This window comes from Hohaiivirga grylli, from assembly GCF_039655745.1.
In the GTDB taxonomy this organism is placed as follows: domain Bacteria; phylum Pseudomonadota; class Alphaproteobacteria; order Rhizobiales; family Beijerinckiaceae; genus Hohaiivirga; species Hohaiivirga grylli.
Genome location: NZ_JBBYXI010000001.1, coordinates 663447 through 681691, shown reverse-complemented (window position 1 = coordinate 681691; position 18245 = coordinate 663447). Strand labels below are relative to the sequence as shown.

Annotated in this window: 15 protein-coding genes; 9 read left to right on the top strand and 6 right to left on the bottom strand. The window is 48.8% G+C overall.

Annotated features, from left to right (window positions below; translation table 11 throughout):
- Positions 1-45: 45 nt before the first annotated feature.
- Positions 46-924 carry a TIGR01459 family HAD-type hydrolase gene (locus WJT86_RS02935; protein ID WP_346335992.1) on the bottom strand — a complete coding sequence of 293 codons (879 nt, stop codon included), beginning with the start codon at positions 922-924 and terminating at the stop codon, positions 46-48.
- Between the two features lie 234 nt (positions 925-1158).
- Here WJT86_RS02935 and WJT86_RS02930 point away from each other — a divergent pair, with 234 nt between their 5' ends.
- Positions 1159-2478: an aspartate aminotransferase family protein gene (locus tag WJT86_RS02930; RefSeq protein WP_346335991.1), complete on the top strand. Its 1320-nt coding sequence runs from the start codon at positions 1159-1161 to the stop codon at positions 2476-2478.
- A gap of 35 nt (positions 2479-2513) precedes the next feature.
- Here WJT86_RS02930 and WJT86_RS02925 read toward each other — a convergent pair whose 3' ends face one another.
- Positions 2514-3482, bottom strand: a complete 969-nt coding sequence (locus tag WJT86_RS02925) for an alpha/beta hydrolase (protein ID WP_346335990.1) — start codon at positions 3480-3482, stop codon at positions 2514-2516.
- A gap of 224 nt (positions 3483-3706) precedes the next feature.
- On the opposite strand from WJT86_RS02925, the gene meaB reads away from it, so the two are divergent.
- From meaB to WJT86_RS02905, 4 genes are all read left to right on the top strand, one after another.
- Positions 3707-4705: a methylmalonyl Co-A mutase-associated GTPase MeaB gene (gene meaB, locus WJT86_RS02920; protein WP_346335989.1), complete on the top strand. Its 999-nt coding sequence runs from the start codon at positions 3707-3709 to the stop codon at positions 4703-4705.
- 97 nt (positions 4706-4802) lie between these two features.
- Positions 4803-6113, top strand: a complete 1311-nt coding sequence (locus WJT86_RS02915) for a UDP-glucose dehydrogenase family protein (RefSeq protein ID WP_346335988.1) — start codon at positions 4803-4805, stop codon at positions 6111-6113.
- A gap of 20 nt (positions 6114-6133) precedes the next feature.
- Entirely contained in the window at positions 6134-6934 is an 801-nt protein-coding gene (locus WJT86_RS02910) for a penicillin-binding transpeptidase domain-containing protein (RefSeq protein ID WP_346335987.1), read from the top strand.
- A gap of 68 nt (positions 6935-7002) precedes the next feature.
- Complete coding sequence (locus WJT86_RS02905; protein ID WP_346335986.1) at positions 7003-7239, top strand: Lrp/AsnC ligand binding domain-containing protein; 237 nt, start codon at positions 7003-7005, stop codon at positions 7237-7239.
- A gap of 47 nt (positions 7240-7286) precedes the next feature.
- Here the strand turns inward: WJT86_RS02905 and WJT86_RS02900 are convergent, their stop codons facing one another.
- The 4 genes from WJT86_RS02900 to WJT86_RS02885 form a co-directional block, all read right to left on the bottom strand.
- Positions 7287-8183 carry a dihydrodipicolinate synthase family protein gene (locus WJT86_RS02900; RefSeq protein ID WP_346335985.1) on the bottom strand — a complete coding sequence of 299 codons (897 nt, stop codon included), beginning with the start codon at positions 8181-8183 and terminating at the stop codon, positions 7287-7289.
- Positions 8184-8331: 148 nt separating this feature from the next.
- Positions 8332-9963, bottom strand: coding sequence for an adenylate/guanylate cyclase domain-containing protein (locus WJT86_RS02895; RefSeq protein ID WP_346335984.1), 1632 nt, complete (start codon positions 9961-9963; stop codon positions 8332-8334).
- 92 nt (positions 9964-10055) lie between these two features.
- The gene (locus WJT86_RS02890) at positions 10056-10520 is read right to left on the bottom strand and encodes a Crp/Fnr family transcriptional regulator (RefSeq protein WP_346335983.1); all 465 of its coding nucleotides are present in this window, start codon (positions 10518-10520) and stop codon (positions 10056-10058) included.
- A 33-nt stretch (positions 10521-10553) separates the two neighbouring features.
- Positions 10554-13271 carry an ABC transporter ATP-binding protein/permease gene (locus tag WJT86_RS02885; RefSeq protein ID WP_346335982.1) on the bottom strand — a complete coding sequence of 906 codons (2718 nt, stop codon included), beginning with the start codon at positions 13269-13271 and terminating at the stop codon, positions 10554-10556.
- Positions 13272-13503: 232 nt separating this feature from the next.
- Between WJT86_RS02885 and WJT86_RS02880 the strand changes: the two genes are divergently transcribed.
- Genes WJT86_RS02880 through WJT86_RS02865 form a run of 4 tightly spaced genes read left to right on the top strand, consistent with a single transcriptional unit; the run spans position 13504 to position 18244 of the window.
- On the top strand, positions 13504-14700 hold the full coding sequence (locus WJT86_RS02880; protein ID WP_346335981.1) for a glycosyltransferase family protein: 1197 nt from the start codon (positions 13504-13506) through the stop codon (positions 14698-14700).
- Positions 14701-14710: 10 nt separating this feature from the next.
- A complete protein-coding gene (locus WJT86_RS02875) occupies positions 14711-15976 on the top strand; it encodes a glycosyltransferase family 4 protein (RefSeq protein ID WP_346335980.1) in 1266 nt (421 codons plus the stop codon).
- Between the two features lie 10 nt (positions 15977-15986).
- Complete coding sequence (locus WJT86_RS02870) at positions 15987-17102, top strand: glycosyltransferase family 4 protein (RefSeq protein WP_346335979.1); 1116 nt, start codon at positions 15987-15989, stop codon at positions 17100-17102.
- Complete coding sequence (locus tag WJT86_RS02865; protein WP_346335978.1) at positions 17099-18244, top strand: glycosyltransferase family protein; 1146 nt, start codon at positions 17099-17101, stop codon at positions 18242-18244. The genes WJT86_RS02870 and WJT86_RS02865 overlap by 4 nt, the downstream gene beginning before the upstream one ends.
- Position 18245 lies beyond the last annotated feature (1 nt).

Sequence of the window (18245 nt, the reverse complement as noted above, 5' to 3'; positions counted from 1 at the left end):
AAGCTATTCCAAGCCCATCAGATATATCAAAAAGCTGGGCCAACCCTACCATGAAAGGTAATCAATAATCGCCGTTGGCTGTATCGCCTGTTTAGACAGCCATTCTATTGCGCGCTCAGGGATTAAGGCATCTCCGGCATCTACACCAAGCTCGTGCCCATGAATGCCACGTGCAACCATCAGCGCATCTATGCCAAAATTTACAGCACCGGCAATATCAGTACGAATGGCATCACCAATCGCCATAACACGTTTTTTCTCAACAGGATGTTCAAGTATATCAGCGGCTCTGTTGATCGCTTTCTCATAAATTGGACGATGCGGCTTGCCTGCCCAGTAAACATCAGCCCCCATACTTTCATAAGCGGCGGCGATCGAACCAGCACAGACAATGAGCTTGTTGCCCCGATCTACAACCAGATCAGGATTGGCACACAGCATCCAAAGATTACGACGGCGGGCAACATCAAGCGTTTCCCGGTAATTCTCAACGGTTTCCGTCTCATCATTAAAAAGGCCCGTACAAACAATGTAATCGGCCTCTTCCAAAGGAGCCTGTATGGTATCGGTGTCATTGTAGAGAGACAGGTCACGTTCTGGGCCAATATGGTATACCGTCTGGCCAGAGCGTTCCTCAACAGCTTCCCGGCTGATATCGCCAGATGTCATAATCGCATCAAAGGCGTCTTTGGTAACACCCAGCTGCTCGAGCTGTGGCAGTACATAACGGCCCGGACGTGGTGCATTGGAAACCAGAACAACAGTCCCACCTTTTTTGCGAAACCGCACGAGTGCATCAACCGCAGGTGCAAACGAGTGTACGCCATTATGGAGTACGCCCCATACGTCACAAAGAAACACATCATAATTATCTGCCAGCGCCTCAATACCTGAGATAACCGGTGCGGTGTTTTGCGTTGCCATGTCAGATGCCATTCTGTTTCAGTGCGGTGAATAATTATCTGTACGCTTATTAGCCCGAATGCATTGCAAACGGAACCTCACATCACATGATATTACTGGAAAGAGGAAGCTAAACTCAGATTTTCCCAGAATAATGCCCTGCTCCCAACCCAAACAGCCAAGTTTGTAAGACTTAAAGCTTGCTAGGCGGTTCCTGTTTTTTTGGTCAGGCTACGCTCTCTAAGGGAGAGAAACATGTCGACCAATCTGCCCAATAACCTTGATGCTTTCTGGATGCCATTTACGGCAAACCGCTCTTTCAAGAAAAATCCACGGATCATATCTGCGGCCAAGGATATGCATTACACTTCCCATGACGGGAGGCAGATTATTGATGGTACCTCTGGCCTCTGGTGCTGCAATGCCGGACATGCACGCGAGCCCATCGTCTCCGCCATACAAAATGCAGCCCTCACCCTTGATTATGCGCCACCCTTCCAGTTCGGACATCCGGATGCCTTTAAACTAGCCACCAGAATTGTCGAACTGGCGCCCGGCGACCTTAATCAGGTTTTCTTCACCAACTCAGGATCTGAAGCCGTCGATACTGCTCTTAAAATTGCTCTGGCATATTGGCGTGCCAAAGGTGAAGGTCAACGGACACGGTTCATAGGACGGGAGCGTGGTTATCATGGTGTTGGCTTTGGCGGTATTTCTGTTGGCGGTATTGTCAGCAACCGCAAAACCTTCGGCCCAATGCTCAATGGAGTTGACCACCTTCCCCACACTTACAACAGAAGTGAGCAGGCTTTCACCAAAGGCGAGCCGGAGTGGGGTGCTCATCTGGCAGATAATCTTGAGCAGATTATTGCCCTGCATGATGCCTCAACAATTGCAGCCGTCATTATTGAACCAATGGCTGGCTCTACGGGCGTACTTCCGCCACCGAAAGGATATCTTGAGCGCTTGCGCAGCATCTGTGACAAGCACAACATCCTTCTTATTTTCGATGAAGTCATCACAGGTTTCGGGCGTCTGGGAAGTGCCTTTGCAGCCAATCGCTATAACGTGCAGCCCGATATGATCACTTTCGCCAAGGCCGTCAATTCCGGCACGGTTCCCATGGGTGGTGTTATCACGCGAGCCAAACTCTACGATGCACTGATGACAGGACCAGAGCACATGGTAGAGCTGTTTCATGGCTATACCTATTCCGCTCATCCTCTTGCATGTGCTGCCGCTCTGGCAACCCTTTCTCTCTATAAATCCGAAGGGCTTTTCGAAAAGGCAAAAGGTCTTGAGAACACATGGGCCAGTGCCATTATGACATTACAGAATATCCCACAGGTTCAGGATATTCGTGTTGTCGGACTGGCTGCCGGGATTGATCTCCTGCCCAAAGACAAACCCGGTATCAGTGGTTTTGAAGCAATGGAACACAGCTTTAATAAAGCTGATATTCTCATTCGGATTACCGGGGACACCATCGCCCTCTCACCACCACTCATCATGGATGAGAATCATATTGGCGAGATTGTAGACAAAGTCAGCCAGACAATCAGGGCTATCTATTAAACAAAACGCCACTGAAGACAGTGGCGTTTTCATTATTACTTTTCGCGATCAATTGCCCGTCGAATAACCTGCTGGACATCCTTGTTACTCAGGAAGAGATCGTGATTGATAATACCACTGCCAAAAGCGGAAGCATCTGCAACACGGACACCTAATTCCTCAAGCCTGTCACGGTTGGCAGCACCTGCACGGACAATACCGCCAGCCAGCTGGCTGGATAAGGCCAACGCACGATCTTTTGTTGATGAAATGACCGTAATTTTCTTGGCGTCCGGACCGAGCCGCTCAACAGCCTGCGTGAACAGGTCAATATCAATATCTGGAGAGGCCAGAACAATCGCACCAATACGCGACATCAGCAATTCACCGCCTTCCGCCCGGAACATGCGAAGTGTTTCAAGGGTCAGAAGTGTTCCCATGCTATGGGCAACAATATTGATACGCCCGCCACTATTGGATTTGGCAGCCGCAACCAATGCATCCAGCAACGCGTCGCGCGACCACATCGCGCTTTCCCTGTCATAGCCATAATCAAGTGTTGCAGCTGCTGAAGGCCAGGTAAATACAGCCGTTGCACCACGGAATTTAATACCTTGGGACAGTTGAATTGCACTGACTGTGGCACTCTCAAAAGTCTCACGATAACCATGCACATAAAGCAGGATATCTTTACCCATTGCCGCATTGGCAAAAGCCTTCGCAGGTTCTTTACGGTCAACATGATCGACGTTTTCTACGGACCATTCACCGCTGATCGCCGACGCAACCTTACCGATGACCGATTGCCCGGTTGAGGTCATCTCCGCTTCCGCGAATGACAGCCCAATCCCACGCTGGCCGGTAAACCATGGCTTTACGATTGGCTCCCCGTTTTGCAGGCGGGTGGTCAAAACCAGAACTGTCGGGTTAGAGGCAAATGCCGGAGCTTCCTCCTGCGCGAAGGCGGATGATGCCCCGATACAGGCTATGCACAAAGCAATGAATGATTTTAAAAATAACGCCATAATAAAATTTGAAGTGAACCTGATTTCTATTCAGTGTCATCTGACAAAAGCGCTTATCTACCCAGATAATGGCAAGCTGATGGCAGATAATTTGACAACAGTCAGATACATCAGAATGACTGAATTTTATCTTAGAGAAATTCAGAAAACATGTCTGTGTAGTTATCCCAAAGGCACAGATCCGACGCATTACAGCATTTTGTTCTTCGTGGTACATATATCTTATGACGAAGACATCGGCACAACAGAACACAGCTCCAAGACGCCTCCCTTCCGCAGATGACATTTTGCAGGGCAATCGGGCCGCATTAGCACGCGCCATTACGCTCGTCGAGTCACGCCGTTCTGATCACCGTCAGGAGGCACAAACGCTGTTAAGACAGCTGATGCCGCATACGGGCAAAGCAATACGTGTCGGTGTAACGGGAGTCCCCGGTGTCGGGAAGTCAACGACCATCAACAGTCTGGGCGCAATGCTGACGGAAAAAGGGCACAAGGTTGCCGTGCTTGCCGTTGATCCAAGCTCAACCCATAGTGGGGGGGCGATATTGGGTGATAAAACCCGAATGGACAGACTGGCAACCAATGATAATGCTTTCATTCGCCCCTCACCTTCTGCCGGTACACTTGGAGGCGTTGCGGCCAAAACCCGCGAAGCCATGTTGCTCTGTGAAGCGGCTGGCTATGATGTCATTTTGATAGAAACAGTCGGTGTCGGCCAATCAGAAACCAGTGTTGCCAATCTGACAGACTTCTTTCTGGTTCTGATGCTGGCAGGCGCAGGTGATGAACTGCAGGGTATCAAGAAAGGTATCATCGAACTCGCTGATATGATTGCCGTCAATAAAGCGGATGAGAAAGGCAATCAGGATGCGGCGGCAGCAGAATACCGGAGTGCCTTACGCATTCTTTCTCCTGCTTCAACCCAATGGAAACCACCTGTCGTCACCATATCAGGGCTGACAGGCGCGGGTCTTGAAGAGTTGTGGCATCATATTGAAAAGCATCATGAAATAATGACTGCAGCCGGAGAATTATCCACTAAACGCCAAAAACAGGATATTCGCTGGATGTGGGCCATGGTGGAAGAGCGTATTCAGGAGCGCATTGCTGAGAATATTGCAGCGAAAGAACGTATTCCGGATATCGAGAATGCTCTGACCAGTGGCCAGATTTCTCCCATGGCTGGAGCAGAAGAAATTTTCAAGCTATTAAATATCTGAGCATCTTCCAATAGATGCGGCACTGATACTGTTGCCAGTCTTCCGATAGCGAGATAAACCCTATCTTCTTTGTTTACGCATCTGGTGGGAGACCAATATGCATATCACAATGATCGGGGCAGGTTATGTAGGCCTTGTATCTGGTGCCTGTTTTGCTGATTTCGGGCATGATGTCATCTGTGTCGACAACAATCCTGCCAAGATTGAAGCACTGAATAAAGGTGAGATTCCGATCTATGAGCCGGGCCTCTCCGAGCTGGTGCTCAAAAACGTCCGCGAAGGGCGCCTCTCCTTTACGACGAATCTGGGTGAGGCTGTTCAGGAGACAAATGCTGCATTCATTGCAGTTGGGACTCCCTCACGCCGTGGCGACGGCCATGCTGATCTTTCCTACGTTTACGCAGCAGCCAACGAACTCGCTCAGAACCTGAAGGGTTATACGGTTATTGTCGATAAATCGACTGTCCCTGTCGGAACAGGTGACGAAGTTGAAAAGATTATCCGTGAAACAAACCCAGATGCAGATTTTGATGTGGCCTCAAACCCGGAATTCCTGCGTGAAGGTGCCGCCATCTCCGACTTCAAGCGTCCGGACCGCATTGTTATTGGTGTTGAGACAGAGCGCGCAGCAGACGTCATGCGCGAAATCTATCGCCCGCTTTATCTCAATCAGGCCCCTATTCTGATGACAAGCCGCCGCACAGCTGAACTCACGAAGTATGCAGCAAATGCATTTCTCGCAACCAAGATCACCTTCATCAATGAAATGGCTGACCTGTGTGAGAAGGTCGGTGCCAATGTACAGGATGTTGCCCGCGGCATCGGTCTTGATAACCGTATTGGTTCCAAGTTCCTGCACGCAGGCCCGGGTTATGGCGGTTCATGCTTCCCGAAAGATACGCTGGCACTGATCAAGACAGCACAGGAGTATGAAGCTCCCAGCCGGATTGTTGAAGCTGTTGTTGAAGTCAACGAGAGCCGCAAGAGTGCCATGGCGGATAAAATCATTGCCGCCTGTGGCGGCTCAGTAAAAGGCAAAACCATCGCCCTCCTCGGCCTGACATTCAAGCCGAACACAGATGATATGAGAGACGCACCATCAATCGTTATTGCGCAGCGGTTACAGCAGGCAGGTGCCACAATCAAAGCCTATGATCCTGAAGGTGTTGAGCAGGCCAAACAGGTTCTGACCAATATTGATTATGCACCAGACCCATACAGCTGCCTCGAAGGCGCTGATGCGGTTGCAATCATCACCGAGTGGGATGCCTTCCGGGCCCTTGATCTCAAGCGTGTTAAAACATTGCTGAAGAGCCCAACTCTGATTGATCTGAGAAACATCTATCGCCCGGATGAAATGCAGCGTCAGGGCTTCCATTACGTCAGTGTCGGCCGAAGCAATAGCTGATCCTATAAAGGCTGGTAAACATGAAACGCAGGAACATACTGATTGGATTTTTATGCGCCCTCGCGATCAACAGTAGTCTGTTCTTTGTTACAGATGCAAAAGCACTCACTCCAGCCCGTGGATGCACTGTTATTCTGGATGCGCTAACGGGTAAACAACTCGTCCGTAAAGGTGACTGTGATCAGCGTTTCAGCCCAGCTTCAACCTTTAAGATGATCCTTGCTCTTATTGGTTTCGATGCAGGTATCCTTCAAGATCAGGATAAGCCCGTCTTTAAAAAGAAAGGCAAGACTGTTACGCCCGAGATCTGGCTACGAGATTCTATTCTCTGGTATTCATTTGAGGTTACCAAGCAGCTTGGACAGAAACGTTTTACGGACTACATCCGCAAACTCCACTACGGCAATATGGACGTGTCTGGCGACCCGGGTAAGAACAATAGCCTGACCCAGTCATGGATCGATTCCTCACTGAAGATTTCACCGGATGAGCAGGCCGCTTTTGTTCTTAAGCTCTTTAAATGTGACCTCCCGGTCTCAAAAGAAGCCTGCAAAAAACTATGGGCCTCTCTGCCACAGTTTCAGGCTGCTGACAGCTGGTTTGTCAGAGGAAAAACTGGAACAGTTGCCTACAGAAGCGGTGTTGCCAAACAATACAGACTCAGAACAGGCTGGTTTATTGGAGAAGCTGTTCACAAAGACGGTACCGCCGTTGTATTTGCAACGACAGACCATCAACCCAAAAATGACAAGCAACCAGAAGGGCCTCGTGTCCGGGACAAATTTCTGGCTGAGCTGGATAATCTTGTAAGTACTCCCTAGTGACGGCATGTTTTTTGCGTGTCATAAGAGGGTATGATTTTTAAAAGATATCATAAGACAGGTGTATAATGCAGACTTTCTTTGTTGAGATTAAATGCAAGCTTGGCAAAACCTATGAGGTTGCCACAAGTCTGGTTGATCGCGAGATCGCATCCGAAATCTACTCAACGGCTGGTCATTATGACATTCTTGTCAAATTCCATGTCGATGATGATGTCGATATCGGGCACTTCGTTGCCAAGAACGTTCAGACATTACCTGACATTCAGGACACCCATACAATCATTACATTTAAAGCCTTCTGATAAGGTATTTAAAAAGGGCAGCTTTAGCTGCCCTTTTTTGTCTGCTCTTAATCTTGAAGTTTTGCGAGCAGCTCTTTTACAGCCTGTTTAATCTTATCATCAGCAGGCAATGCAGGTGCCAGAACATCTGTTGTAATATCAACACCAGCCTGACGGGCGGCTTCCTTCATTGCGCCATAGAATGGAGGGCCCATTGTATAGAGCTTGGATGCAATACCGACCTTGCGGTTAAGTTTGACGATGCTATCCCAGTCCTTCTTCTGGAAAGCTTCATAAAGGCCAACAGTCAGATGCGGTGCAAAGTTTGCACTGGCCGGGACGCAGCCTTCACCACCCAGCAGTAGGGTATCAAGCAGATATTCATCAAACCCGGAGAAGATTGCAAAGTCAGGACGCTCTGGTTTGATTGTCAACAGCAGTTCCCGCAGATGCCCGAATGTATCGACCGTATCCTTACAGCCAATGATTGAAGGGATTTCCATTGCCAGACGCTTGATGAATGCTGGTGACATCGACTGATTTGTTGCCATCGGCAGATTGTAAATAACAGCCGGAATGGAAACCTTATCCATGATACGGGCGAAGTGCTTGAACAGAGCTTCTTCCGGCATTGCTGAATAATATGGGTTCAGGAGAACCAGACCATCAGCTCCGGCACGTTCAGCAGCCTGCGCATACTCAATAACCGATTGCGTCCCACATCCGATTGCACCAACCAGAACTGGCAAACGCTTATTGGTATGTGCAACTGAAAGCTCAAGGACTTCCTGACGAAGCTTGTCTGTCATATGCATCACTTCAGATGCACTCCCCAAGAAAAACAGACCGTGTACACCCCCGGTGATCAGGGCATCGATCATATTCTGCATTCCTTTGGGATTAAGCGCGCCATCCGCTGTAACAATGGAGGCGACGGGCGGAATGATACCATGCAATTTTATCATGCTGAATACTCCCACTGGCTACTCTGTCAGGATATTGAGCCATCAGGAATGAGCAAGAAAATTCATGATCTTATGGAGTTTAAGGGCTATTTACGAAACGGGCAGGTTCAGCATATTGAACCTTTGCCCAGAGTCAAAATGAATATGCTTAAGCCCCAGCTGCACTGGCTCGTGCAATATAAATGGTAATCACGCTGTCACGGCCGCGAAGTTCAACTTCCTGATGCTCCCAGCCATCCAGAGGAAGGCCGGAGGAGGACAGGGCAGAATCTGAGACAATCAGCTCTGAATTAAATTCCTTATTCAGGTTTTCCAGACGCGCCGCAACATTAACGCTGTCCCCCAATGCAGTCATTGCGCCCGACTTCAGATCTCCGACACGTCCAAGAACAGCACGCCCCGTATGAACACCAATACCCATACGCAGAGATTCACCAATCGCCATGCGGAACTCTTCATTGGTCTGCTCTAATGCTGCAAGCATACCCTGAGCCGCGAGTATGGCATTCTTACTGCCATTACCCATACTGCCACGCATGCCAAACAGAGCCATAAAGCCATCACCCAGATATTTATCGACAATACCATTGTGCCTTTCAACCTGTGCTGCCATCACTTCAAAAAAGCGGTTCAGTAAAAAAATAGAGTCGAAGGGATAAAGCCGTTCAGCCAACGAGGTAAAGCCTCGCAAATCCACAAACATCACAGTGATACGCTGCTCTACACCCCAGCGCATGGCATCAAACTCACTCGCCGGACGCTCCGCTTTACGGACGGGCATGAGAGGACGCACACTCAGCGGCTGAACCGGTTTAATCTGGCAAGCCAGCCGGATGTTTTCCGGGTGATCCATGCGCTCAAGCGCAGCCAGCTCTGCTCCCGTAGGAGCCGGAAGCGTCTCTGCACCGGATGTGATGAGACACCGGCATGTCGTGCAGCGGCCACGTCCGCCACAGACTGCTGCAAAGGATGTTTTGCCAAGACGGCTGATTTCCAGAAGTGTTGCACCAGCAGGCGCTTGCACCTTGCTGCCATCCGCAAAGGAAATAACCGGTCCTGCCTTAATCCAGTCAAGCAGTCGCGCAAAAAGGATCATCAGGACAAAGGCACCAAATATGACCCATATTGTCAGATGTGCCGTGTTGTACATGGCCTCTTTGGCGGTTGCCATCTGGGGCGACAATATTTGCTGCTCTGTCATCCCGTAGGATACCTGTCTCGCACCCTCAACCCAGCCAGAAAGAGCAAGGCTTGGAATAAGCAGAGACAATGTCCAGAAAACAGGAGACCAGTTCGGATATGATACCTTGCTTCGCAACCAGTGGTTAAGGCCAATCGTGCTGTGAACCCAGACAACAATCAGAAAGATCGACTGCTTCCAGCCTGCACCCATTTTGATCGCATTAAGAATGACAGCATAATTGTCATCAAATCCATAGAGCGAATGGACAACCCTTGTATTGAAGACATGCCCGGCTCCCATAATCGGTATCGCCAGACCGGATATAATCTGGACAGCCTCAACGACAGGCATACGCCATGTGCGTCTCTTGGCAATTTTCCATAAGGCAAGACTGATATGCGTGAGAAATGCACCGGCCAGTAAAAATGTTCCTGGCCAGGAACGCCAGAACCCCCGGCGCCAATCCTGCACGTACATCATAACATCCAGCGATATGAGGCCAAGTGCATGATTAAGAAAATGTGTCAGGGCAAAACTGAAAAGAATAAGCCCGGACACCATTCGCCAGAACTCAGGCGTCCACCATTGGTAACGCATTCCCCCTGCCTGAAGCAATGTCGCCCGAAAAGAATTTGTCTGTTTAGAGTTTCGGCGCGAAATCATGGCGTCCAGTTTTAAGCTGTCTGACGTTACTTGGTCAGAAATTCGACAAGACGTGCATTGCTCTGTTCAAGCCGAACTGCCAGCTCAACCATCACAGCCATGCCCATCTGAGGGAAATGGCTTGTCAGTTCAAAAAAGACATCCTTGTTGATGCGCAGAACCGTCATTGGCGAAGCTGCAATAACAGTTGCAGAGCGGGGGTTTCTGGTCAGAATCCCCATTTCACCGACCATCTGATGCTCTGTGAATTGCGCGACCTTGACCATACCCTCATGGCCATTGATGAAGATATCAGCACTGCCTTCTAAAATAACATAGGCAAAATCAGATGGATCACCCTGCGAGAAGAGTTTCTGTCCCACCGAGAAGCTGATACGCTCAGACGCAAAGGCAAGCAGTTTAAGACGCTTGGCATCGACACCCTGAAACATAGGGATACGCTGCAAAGCAGACACCTCAGCTTCAAGAGTCTTTGGCATCCCTTCAGACATGCCGACACGCCCTTTCCAACAAACCACTCAAAACTAACCAGCTATCAGTGGGGCCACATTGTCCAACTGTGTCGCATAGGGAACAGCTTCCACATGCGCTTCATTCGTAGATAGGTTTACAACAAAATCAAACCCTGACAAGCCGCTTTGTTCCGTTATGACCATAATTAGGGTTGCGTTGAATTCCTTGCTTTTCTGTTGCAGGAATGCCCGCAGAATTTCCTGTTGTGGGGATGCGAAGGCACTAAATGCCCGGTCAACAATCAATATTTCAGGACGTTTCACAAGGTTACGGACCAGATCAACACCAACTCTCTGTTGTGCTGTCAGAAGCCGGCCTGATACCCCGACCTGATGATTCAGACCAAGCCGCTCAACAGGATGGCGTAGCTCAAGTTCTTCAATGACAATGTGAATAGCATTGGCAACCAACCGCTGCGCATCCGCAATTACAAGATTGATTTTACCAAAAAGGATATTATCGCGCAGAGGTGCAGCCGAGCAGATCTCATTCCTGTCATAGAACTCAATGCTGTTACTTCCGCTTTCTTCCAAAGTCTCGCGGAAAGCTACTCTGGTCTGAACCAGGCGTTCTTTCAAAGTTTCATCCAGTAAACCAAAACGATGACGTGGCTCAATATAATTCAGGGCCAGCCCGATAAGCTGTGTTCTGGCAGCATTGTTTACATTCCGGCGACGGTTGTTCCAGTGCTGAACAATTGTGGCATATTCCTCTAGTTCATCCGCACTGACAAAAGAAAACTGTTCAAAGAGCGGATGCCCGGGAGGCAGATCACGGAATAGCTCAACCATTGTTTCTGCAATATTGGCTCCCAAATCAACCAATGTGTCGAAAAGCTTTTCTTTACGTAAAACTTTTCGGAAACCATCATCTTCCGCCAGGCCTGCTCCCTGAAGACTATTTTTTGTCGGGACACCAAACAGCACATTCTCAGCAATCGTTGCCTGTGTATTATATTTCTCGCAGTCAAAAAACTCGACCAGATGTGTATTCTGATCCTGTTCAAGCCGTTGGTACAGCAGTTCACGCGCCTTAATCAGTCGATCTGCAAAATTTGGATAACGCTCCGGGTCAAAAGACTGGTACTGACCAAACCGATAGATATCCTCACCCATCCCAATCGCGTGTAGCTGCTCCAGCAATATGCGATCAAGCTCTTCACTGCTTGAAACGCCTGCCAGCTCATAATCAACCCACTCATCATCCGCCTTCACGAGTGGATTTCCTGTTTTTCTGGCCTCTGTCTGGCGTTTTATTTTCAGGCGCTCTGTTTCCTCGCCATCCTTAATCTGCCGTGCTTTCAGACCATAAACAAGATTGTCCCTGATTGTTCCCGGAAAGAGGATTGGATCGGCATTGACACACCCGATTTTCCGGGCACGAATAGCACGCGGCAAACTTGTCAGTTCAACATTACCAGCCATGATCGAACCAATCGCCAGTTGTTCAGGCTGGGAAAGAGCATCAACGAATGCAGACGTCTGCAGAGACTGCCCAGTAACAGCAATCCGCTGATGCAGAGGAACGTCAAAAGATATCTTGCTCAAAATTGGCAGGCTTTGTGCGTCGGATATGCTGAGATCATCGATTTTAAGCGGAGAACCGAATTCAATCTTTGCATCCAGACTTATTGTCGATACCGGCTCTGGCAGAAGATGTTCAGGTGCAAACTGCTGAACAACCTGATCATATTTAACCTGAACATCCAAACGCTGCTGATCCCAGTCAATCAGCTCTTTCAATGGCGGAGGCAGATCACGATAGGCTGCAATAACAGCGACCAGCTGACCGATATCCATACGTCCGGTTACAGCAAAATAACCACCAATTGCATAGAATAGAAATGGGGTCATCTGTGCCAGCAGATTGTTCAGAAATTTGACAACAAATTTGCGCTTGTAAATACGATAACGGATGTCAAACAGTGAATAGAGACGGTCACCGATATCTGCCCGTTCCCAATCCTCGGTATTATGCAGACGAACGGCCTGCTGCCCATCAAAAACCTCACCGATACGGCCCGCAAACCTGCGAGATACCAGCTGTCGCTTCCGTCCAAGAACCAGAAGCTTTCGACGCAACCGCGGAATGATAATAATCTGGATCAAAACTATCCCTGCAGCCATCAGACCAAGCCATGTACTTTGCAGGATGATAAACATCAAAGCCGTTGCAGCCTGAGCCCCAAGAAACATTGGCAGAATAAAAGCATCACCAATAAAACCACCAATTGGCTCAACTTCATCTTTGATAATTGTTGCAGTCTCTGCTGATTTTGCCTGTTTCAGATACTCAGGGCTGAACCGCAAAACAAGGTTGAACAGCTCAAAACGCATTCGCCTGAGCATCCGTTCACCAAGAGCGCCCTTGGCAAGGTTAATCCAGTACTTGAACGCACCGTTGATAAGAACGAAAAAAAGAAATGATAAAGACAGGCCAAGCAGCAGTTCAATACGCCCAACGGTCAGCCCGTCAAAAAGATTGATATGTGCCCCGCCCAGCCATGTCGGCAGATCAAAAGAAATGGCAAGGAATGGAACCGTCTCATTGCCATGTTTAAAGGCTCCGCCCTGTATCGCCTCATTGACAATTCGTCGCGGGAGATCAAGAGACAGGTAGTAGAATGGCAAGGACAGCAAAACAACTGCGCAAATCAACAGCTGTTCGCGTTTAGAATGTTGCCAGATATATTTAAAAAGGCTCTTGTCCATTGCCGTCGAAAATGCCACTCATTAAACGCTCAACAGAATTGCCTGTCAGAATGTTCCTTGCAGATAGAAACATTTATCACCCTGCGCTGGAATCCTCTATATCAATTTCTCTGTTGTTCAAAAAGTAGCTAAGCCGTATGAAGTGGAGTTAAAAGAGCAAAAGCGCACGTTGCCTAACATGGTTGGAAGAAATATCTCCCTGTAACTTGGTATTGCCAAAATCAATTAAATTAGCATCAGGATTTTACGCTTGCGTATCCTTCTTTATAGTCATGATACATTTGGATTAGGCCATTTGAGGCGCTCTCGGGCCATTGCCAATGCACTTGTTCAAAGATGGCCAGATTCATCTATTCTGATTATTTCAGGCTCACCGATTATCGGCAATTTCGAGTTTATGCAGGGTGTGGACTATATCCGTATTCCCGGCGTGACCAAGCTGACAAATGGCAATTACCGCTCCTTACATCTCAACACTTCATTAGAAGATGCAGTTCAGCTACGGCAGTCTTTGATTCTTGAAACGGTTCAGTCTTTTGAACCAGACATTATGATCATCGACAAAGAGCCAACCGGTTTTCATGGCGAGGTTATTCCGGCCCTTAAACAGGCACGTATGCAAGGCTGCCGGCTTGTGCTTGGAATACGCGACATTCTTGATGAGCCTGCACTGCTTATTCCTGAATGGGAGCGGAAAGGTGCCGTTAAAGCACTGGTTGAGTATTACGATGAAATCTGGGTTTACGGTCTGAAGGATATATATGAGCCCCTAGCAGCTCTGAATCTTCCAGAAGATGTTCAGAAGCGCGTATATTATACGGGCTATCTCAACCGGGATATGCCCGAGATCAGAATTCCCAGAAACTATCCGCGCATTGTGAAGCAACCATTCACGCTTGTGACAACCGGCGGCGGGGGTGATGGCGCTGATCTGATTGATTGGGTCATCTCTGCCTATGAAGCCAAGCCTGACCTGAACCTGTCAACTTTGCTCGTATTCGGCCCGTTTATAAACCGAAGCCTGCAAAAAACATTCCTTGAAAGAATTGCAAAATTCCCACGTCTTGATGCCATTCTGTTTGACAACAAGCTTGAAGTTCTGATGCAGCGCGCTGAAGCAGTCGTCGCCATGGGTGGTTATAATACCTTCTGTGAAATTCTCTCTTTCGACAAAAAGGCGCTGATCATTCCACGCACCAAGCCACGACTTGAGCAGCATATCAGAGCAGTTGCCAGTGAGCGTCTTGGCCTTGTCCGTCACCTTAACGATGACGGCATCAGAGACCCGCACATCATGGTTGAGGCTCTTGAGCGGCTCTCAACACAGGGTAAGCCATCAGAAGCCACAATACCGGGGCTCCTTGATGGGCTGGCACGTATTGAGGAACGTGTATCTTCTCTTCTGCCACAGTTAAAACGTGAATCTGCGCAAGACGCAGCAGAGTAACGGACATCCAATGGCGGAGAATACAAAGAAGAAAATCGCAATTGTCCTGAAAGGTTACCCACGGCTTTCAGAAACATTCATTGCACAGGAGATATTAGCTCTCGAACAAAGGGGCTGGCCGCTAGATATATGGTCGTTACGCCACCCGACCGACCCATCCATTCATCCCATGCATAAAGCGATCAAATCTCCGGTCTTCTATTTACCGGAATATTTGTATCAGGCACCCTTCAGAGTCCTTGCAGGCGCTTTCTGGGCTCTGCGCCAACCTGGCTTCGCAAAGCTCATCAAAACCTTCTGGCGTGATTATAAAAGAGAGCCAACAGCAAACCGCATCCGACGCCTTGGGCAGGCCATGGTTATTGGTCGCGAGCTCTCACCATCCGTGGTACATCTTCATGTCCATTTTCTGCATACACCGGGCTCTGTTGTCTATTACACTGCCATTCTGACCAACCGTCAGTGGACATTCTCGGCCCATGCCAAGGATATCTGGACAACGCCGGAATGGGAAAAAAGAGAAAAGATCAAAAGTGCTGCCTGGGGGGTAACCTGCACACAACAGGGCGCAGAGTATCTTAACTCTCTTACTGATGGAGATGACAAGGTTACTCTTGTCTATCACGGCCTCGATCTTTCAAGATTTCCCGACGCGCCGAAAAAACGGGCAGATCGTGATGGTTCAGATGCCAGCAACCCGGTACGTATTATGTCCGTTGGACGTGCCGTTACGAAAAAAGGCTTTGATGATCTCATCAAGGCACTGGCAGCCTTGCCAAAAAATCTTCACTGGCAATTCGTCCATGTTGGCGGAGGGGAGCTGCTGGCAGCTTTAAAGCAGCAGGCTCGCAATAACGGGATCGACAAACGAATTATCTTTATGGGCCCCAAGAACCAGACAGATATCATCACGCTACTTCGTGAAGCCGATATGTTTGTCCTTCCCTCAAAGCAGGCAAAATCCGGTGATCAGGATGGCCTGCCAAATGTATTGATGGAAGCGGCAACGCAGAAACTGGCAATCATCGCCAGTAACTTTGCGGGCATTCCTGAGTTCATCAGAGATGGCAAGGAAGGTGTTCTGACTCCACCTTCGGATTGGGGGAACCTTTCCAATGCCATCAATATGCTGGCACGTGATCCGGCAAGACGTCATAAACTGGGAACAGCTGCCTACAAGCGTCTTCGGAGTGAATTCTCCATGGATGGTGGCATTGATATTATGGAAGATAAATTCCAACAGCTATTTTCAGCCAAACCGTACGACAGTCATTGAGCATAGTAAGATGACTGATATCGCTTTCTATGCTCCCATGAAATCTCCTGATCACCCGGTTCCTTCCGGGGACAGAACAATGGCACAGCTTCTGCTATCAGCTCTCCAGACAACCGGCTTTCAGACGAATATTGTCTCAAAACTTCGCAGTTTTGAGCCGTCGGGCACTCCTGCCCGTCAAGCAGAACTCAAAGAACTCGCTATTCGTGAAGCTGAGGATCTCGTTGCAGCATTTCATAAAAGCGGCAACATTCCGTCACTCTGGTTCAGCTACCACGTCTATTACAAATCTCCGGACTGGATCGGCCCACATGTCGCCCGCGCCCTTAATATTCCCTATGTCATTGCAGAAGGGAGTCGGGCATCAAAACGGGCTAACGGTCCATGGGCATTAGCCCATCAGGGCGCAGAAGAGGCTCTGGATCAGGCCGATATTATCTTTGCTCTGACCCGTCGTGACAGCCTATCGCTAACAGAGCATAAACCTGCTCATCAGCAAGTACTGTATCTCCCTCCATTTCTTGATTTATCTGTATGGCCGAAAGAACCGAAAACACGAGCCTTTACTACGGATAAACCAGCACAACTGCTGACCGTCGCAATGATGCGAAAAGGCGATAAGCTGGCATCTTATCAGCAACTTGCGCATACTCTTCAGAAAGTATCTTTTCCATGGCAGTTGGATGTGGTTGGCGACGGGCCAGCTCATTACGACGTGCATAATCTGTTTGCTCAATTTGGCTCACGGATACACTGGCATGGAGAAATTGAAGACAAGGCTACTCTTGCAAGCCTGTACAGCACATCTGATCTTATGGTCTGGCCGGCTCTGAATGAGGCTTACGGAATGGTCTTTCTTGAAGCGCAGGCCTTTGGCTGTCCGATTGTGGCATTTAACAATGGCGGTGTAGCTGATGCCGTTTTGAATGAAGAAACCGGTATTCTGGTTTCAGGTGATAATATCGATGATTTTGCATCAATAATCACCAGCCTGATAGGCAACCCTGACAAACGCCAGACTCTTTCACAAAACGCACGCGAGTTTATCAGGAGAGAACGCACACTTGAGCAAACTGCCCAGCTCCTGAAAACGGCATTAACACCACTTATCGGGGCAGCCAGATGAACAAGCTGTCCATTACCATTCTGGTCACTCATTTGCTTGGTGCAGGCCATCTGACACGAGCAGCTGCCTTGGCTGAGGCCTGTGCGCAGAAGGGGCATAATGTTACCCTGATTTCAGGAGGCATGCCGAATAAGCTTCTCAAGCATACTGCCTACAAATTTATGCAGCTGCCATCTGTCCGAATTGAAGGAACTGCCTTTACAAAACTGCTGATGTCCGACGGACAACCGGCTACTGAAGCATTTCTTGCACAGCGCACAGCTTTGATCGAAACATCAATCAGGCAAGACGAGCCGGATGTCCTGATCACTGAACTGTTTCCATTTGGACGCCGTGTTCTGGCACATGAATTTATTTCTGCAATCACAACCCTGAAAGCTCAAGACAGACAGGCCGTTATTCTCTCATCAATTCGCGATATCCTCGCCTCACCTTCAAAACCTGAACGCATTGAGGAAACTGAAGAACGGATCTCCTCCCTTTATGATGGCGTACTCATTCACGGCGACGATACCCTTATCCCGCTAGAGGAAAGCTGGCCAGTCAGTAAGAGATTACACCCCTTCCTGCATTACACCGGGTACATTGATAATATTGCCGAAGATAACGAGTCAGAGGCGGAGACCTATGATGTCACTGTATCTGGAGGCTCAAGTGCCGCCGGCCTCAAGCTCTACCATGCGGCCCTGGAATGCGCAGGTGACACCCCATATAGCTGGCACCTTTTAATCGGGAATGCTGTTCCAGAAGATACCTTTAACGCTCTCACCCATAAAGCCGCCGGGAATGTCACCATTGAGCGCGCCCGATCAGATTTCAGAAGCCTTCTCTCAAAAACGCGCCTGTCCATCAGCCAATGCGGATACAATACGGCAATTGATGTTCTGAGTTTCCCTATTGAACGTCTCTTTGTTCCATTTGAGGCAGGCAGTGAAACAGAACAGCTTCTCCGGGCAACAACCCTGCAGAACAGGGGCTATGCTGATCTTCTGCGAGAGACTGAATTATCACCCGAAACCCTGAAACAGCAGGTTCATGAAATTCTGTCACGCGTCACGTCCCCAATACGTCCTTCAATTAATCTTGATGGCACCCGTCAAAGTGTTCTGGTAATTGAGAACCTTGTTAAAGGGCGTTACTGAC

What these genes read in the sequence shown, in the direction of transcription:
- WJT86_RS02935 (WP_346335992.1), bottom strand. Translation starts at nt 924, where the DNA reads ATGGCAACGCAAAACACCGCACCGGTTATCTCAGGTATTGAGGCGCTG.
- WJT86_RS02890 (WP_346335983.1), bottom strand. Translation starts at nt 10,520, where the DNA reads ATGTCTGAAGGGATGCCAAAGACTCTTGAAGCTGAGGTGTCTGCTTTG.
- WJT86_RS02865 (WP_346335978.1), top strand. Translation starts at nt 17,099, where the DNA reads ATGAACAAGCTGTCCATTACCATTCTGGTCACTCATTTGCTTGGTGCA.
- WJT86_RS02910 (WP_346335987.1), top strand. Translation starts at nt 6,134, where the DNA reads ATGAAACGCAGGAACATACTGATTGGATTTTTATGCGCCCTCGCGATC.
- meaB (WP_346335989.1), top strand. Translation starts at nt 3,707, where the DNA reads ATGACGAAGACATCGGCACAACAGAACACAGCTCCAAGACGCCTCCCT.
- WJT86_RS02900 (WP_346335985.1), bottom strand. Translation starts at nt 8,183, where the DNA reads ATGATAAAATTGCATGGTATCATTCCGCCCGTCGCCTCCATTGTTACA.
- WJT86_RS02870 (WP_346335979.1), top strand. Translation starts at nt 15,987, where the DNA reads ATGACTGATATCGCTTTCTATGCTCCCATGAAATCTCCTGATCACCCG.
- WJT86_RS02875 (WP_346335980.1), top strand. Translation starts at nt 14,711, where the DNA reads ATGGCGGAGAATACAAAGAAGAAAATCGCAATTGTCCTGAAAGGTTAC.
- WJT86_RS02915 (WP_346335988.1), top strand. Translation starts at nt 4,803, where the DNA reads ATGCATATCACAATGATCGGGGCAGGTTATGTAGGCCTTGTATCTGGT.
- WJT86_RS02930 (WP_346335991.1), top strand. Translation starts at nt 1,159, where the DNA reads ATGTCGACCAATCTGCCCAATAACCTTGATGCTTTCTGGATGCCATTT.
- WJT86_RS02925 (WP_346335990.1), bottom strand. Translation starts at nt 3,482, where the DNA reads ATGGCGTTATTTTTAAAATCATTCATTGCTTTGTGCATAGCCTGTATC.
- WJT86_RS02895 (WP_346335984.1), bottom strand. Translation starts at nt 9,963, where the DNA reads ATGCGTTACCAATGGTGGACGCCTGAGTTCTGGCGAATGGTGTCCGGG.
- WJT86_RS02905 (WP_346335986.1), top strand. Translation starts at nt 7,003, where the DNA reads ATGCAGACTTTCTTTGTTGAGATTAAATGCAAGCTTGGCAAAACCTAT.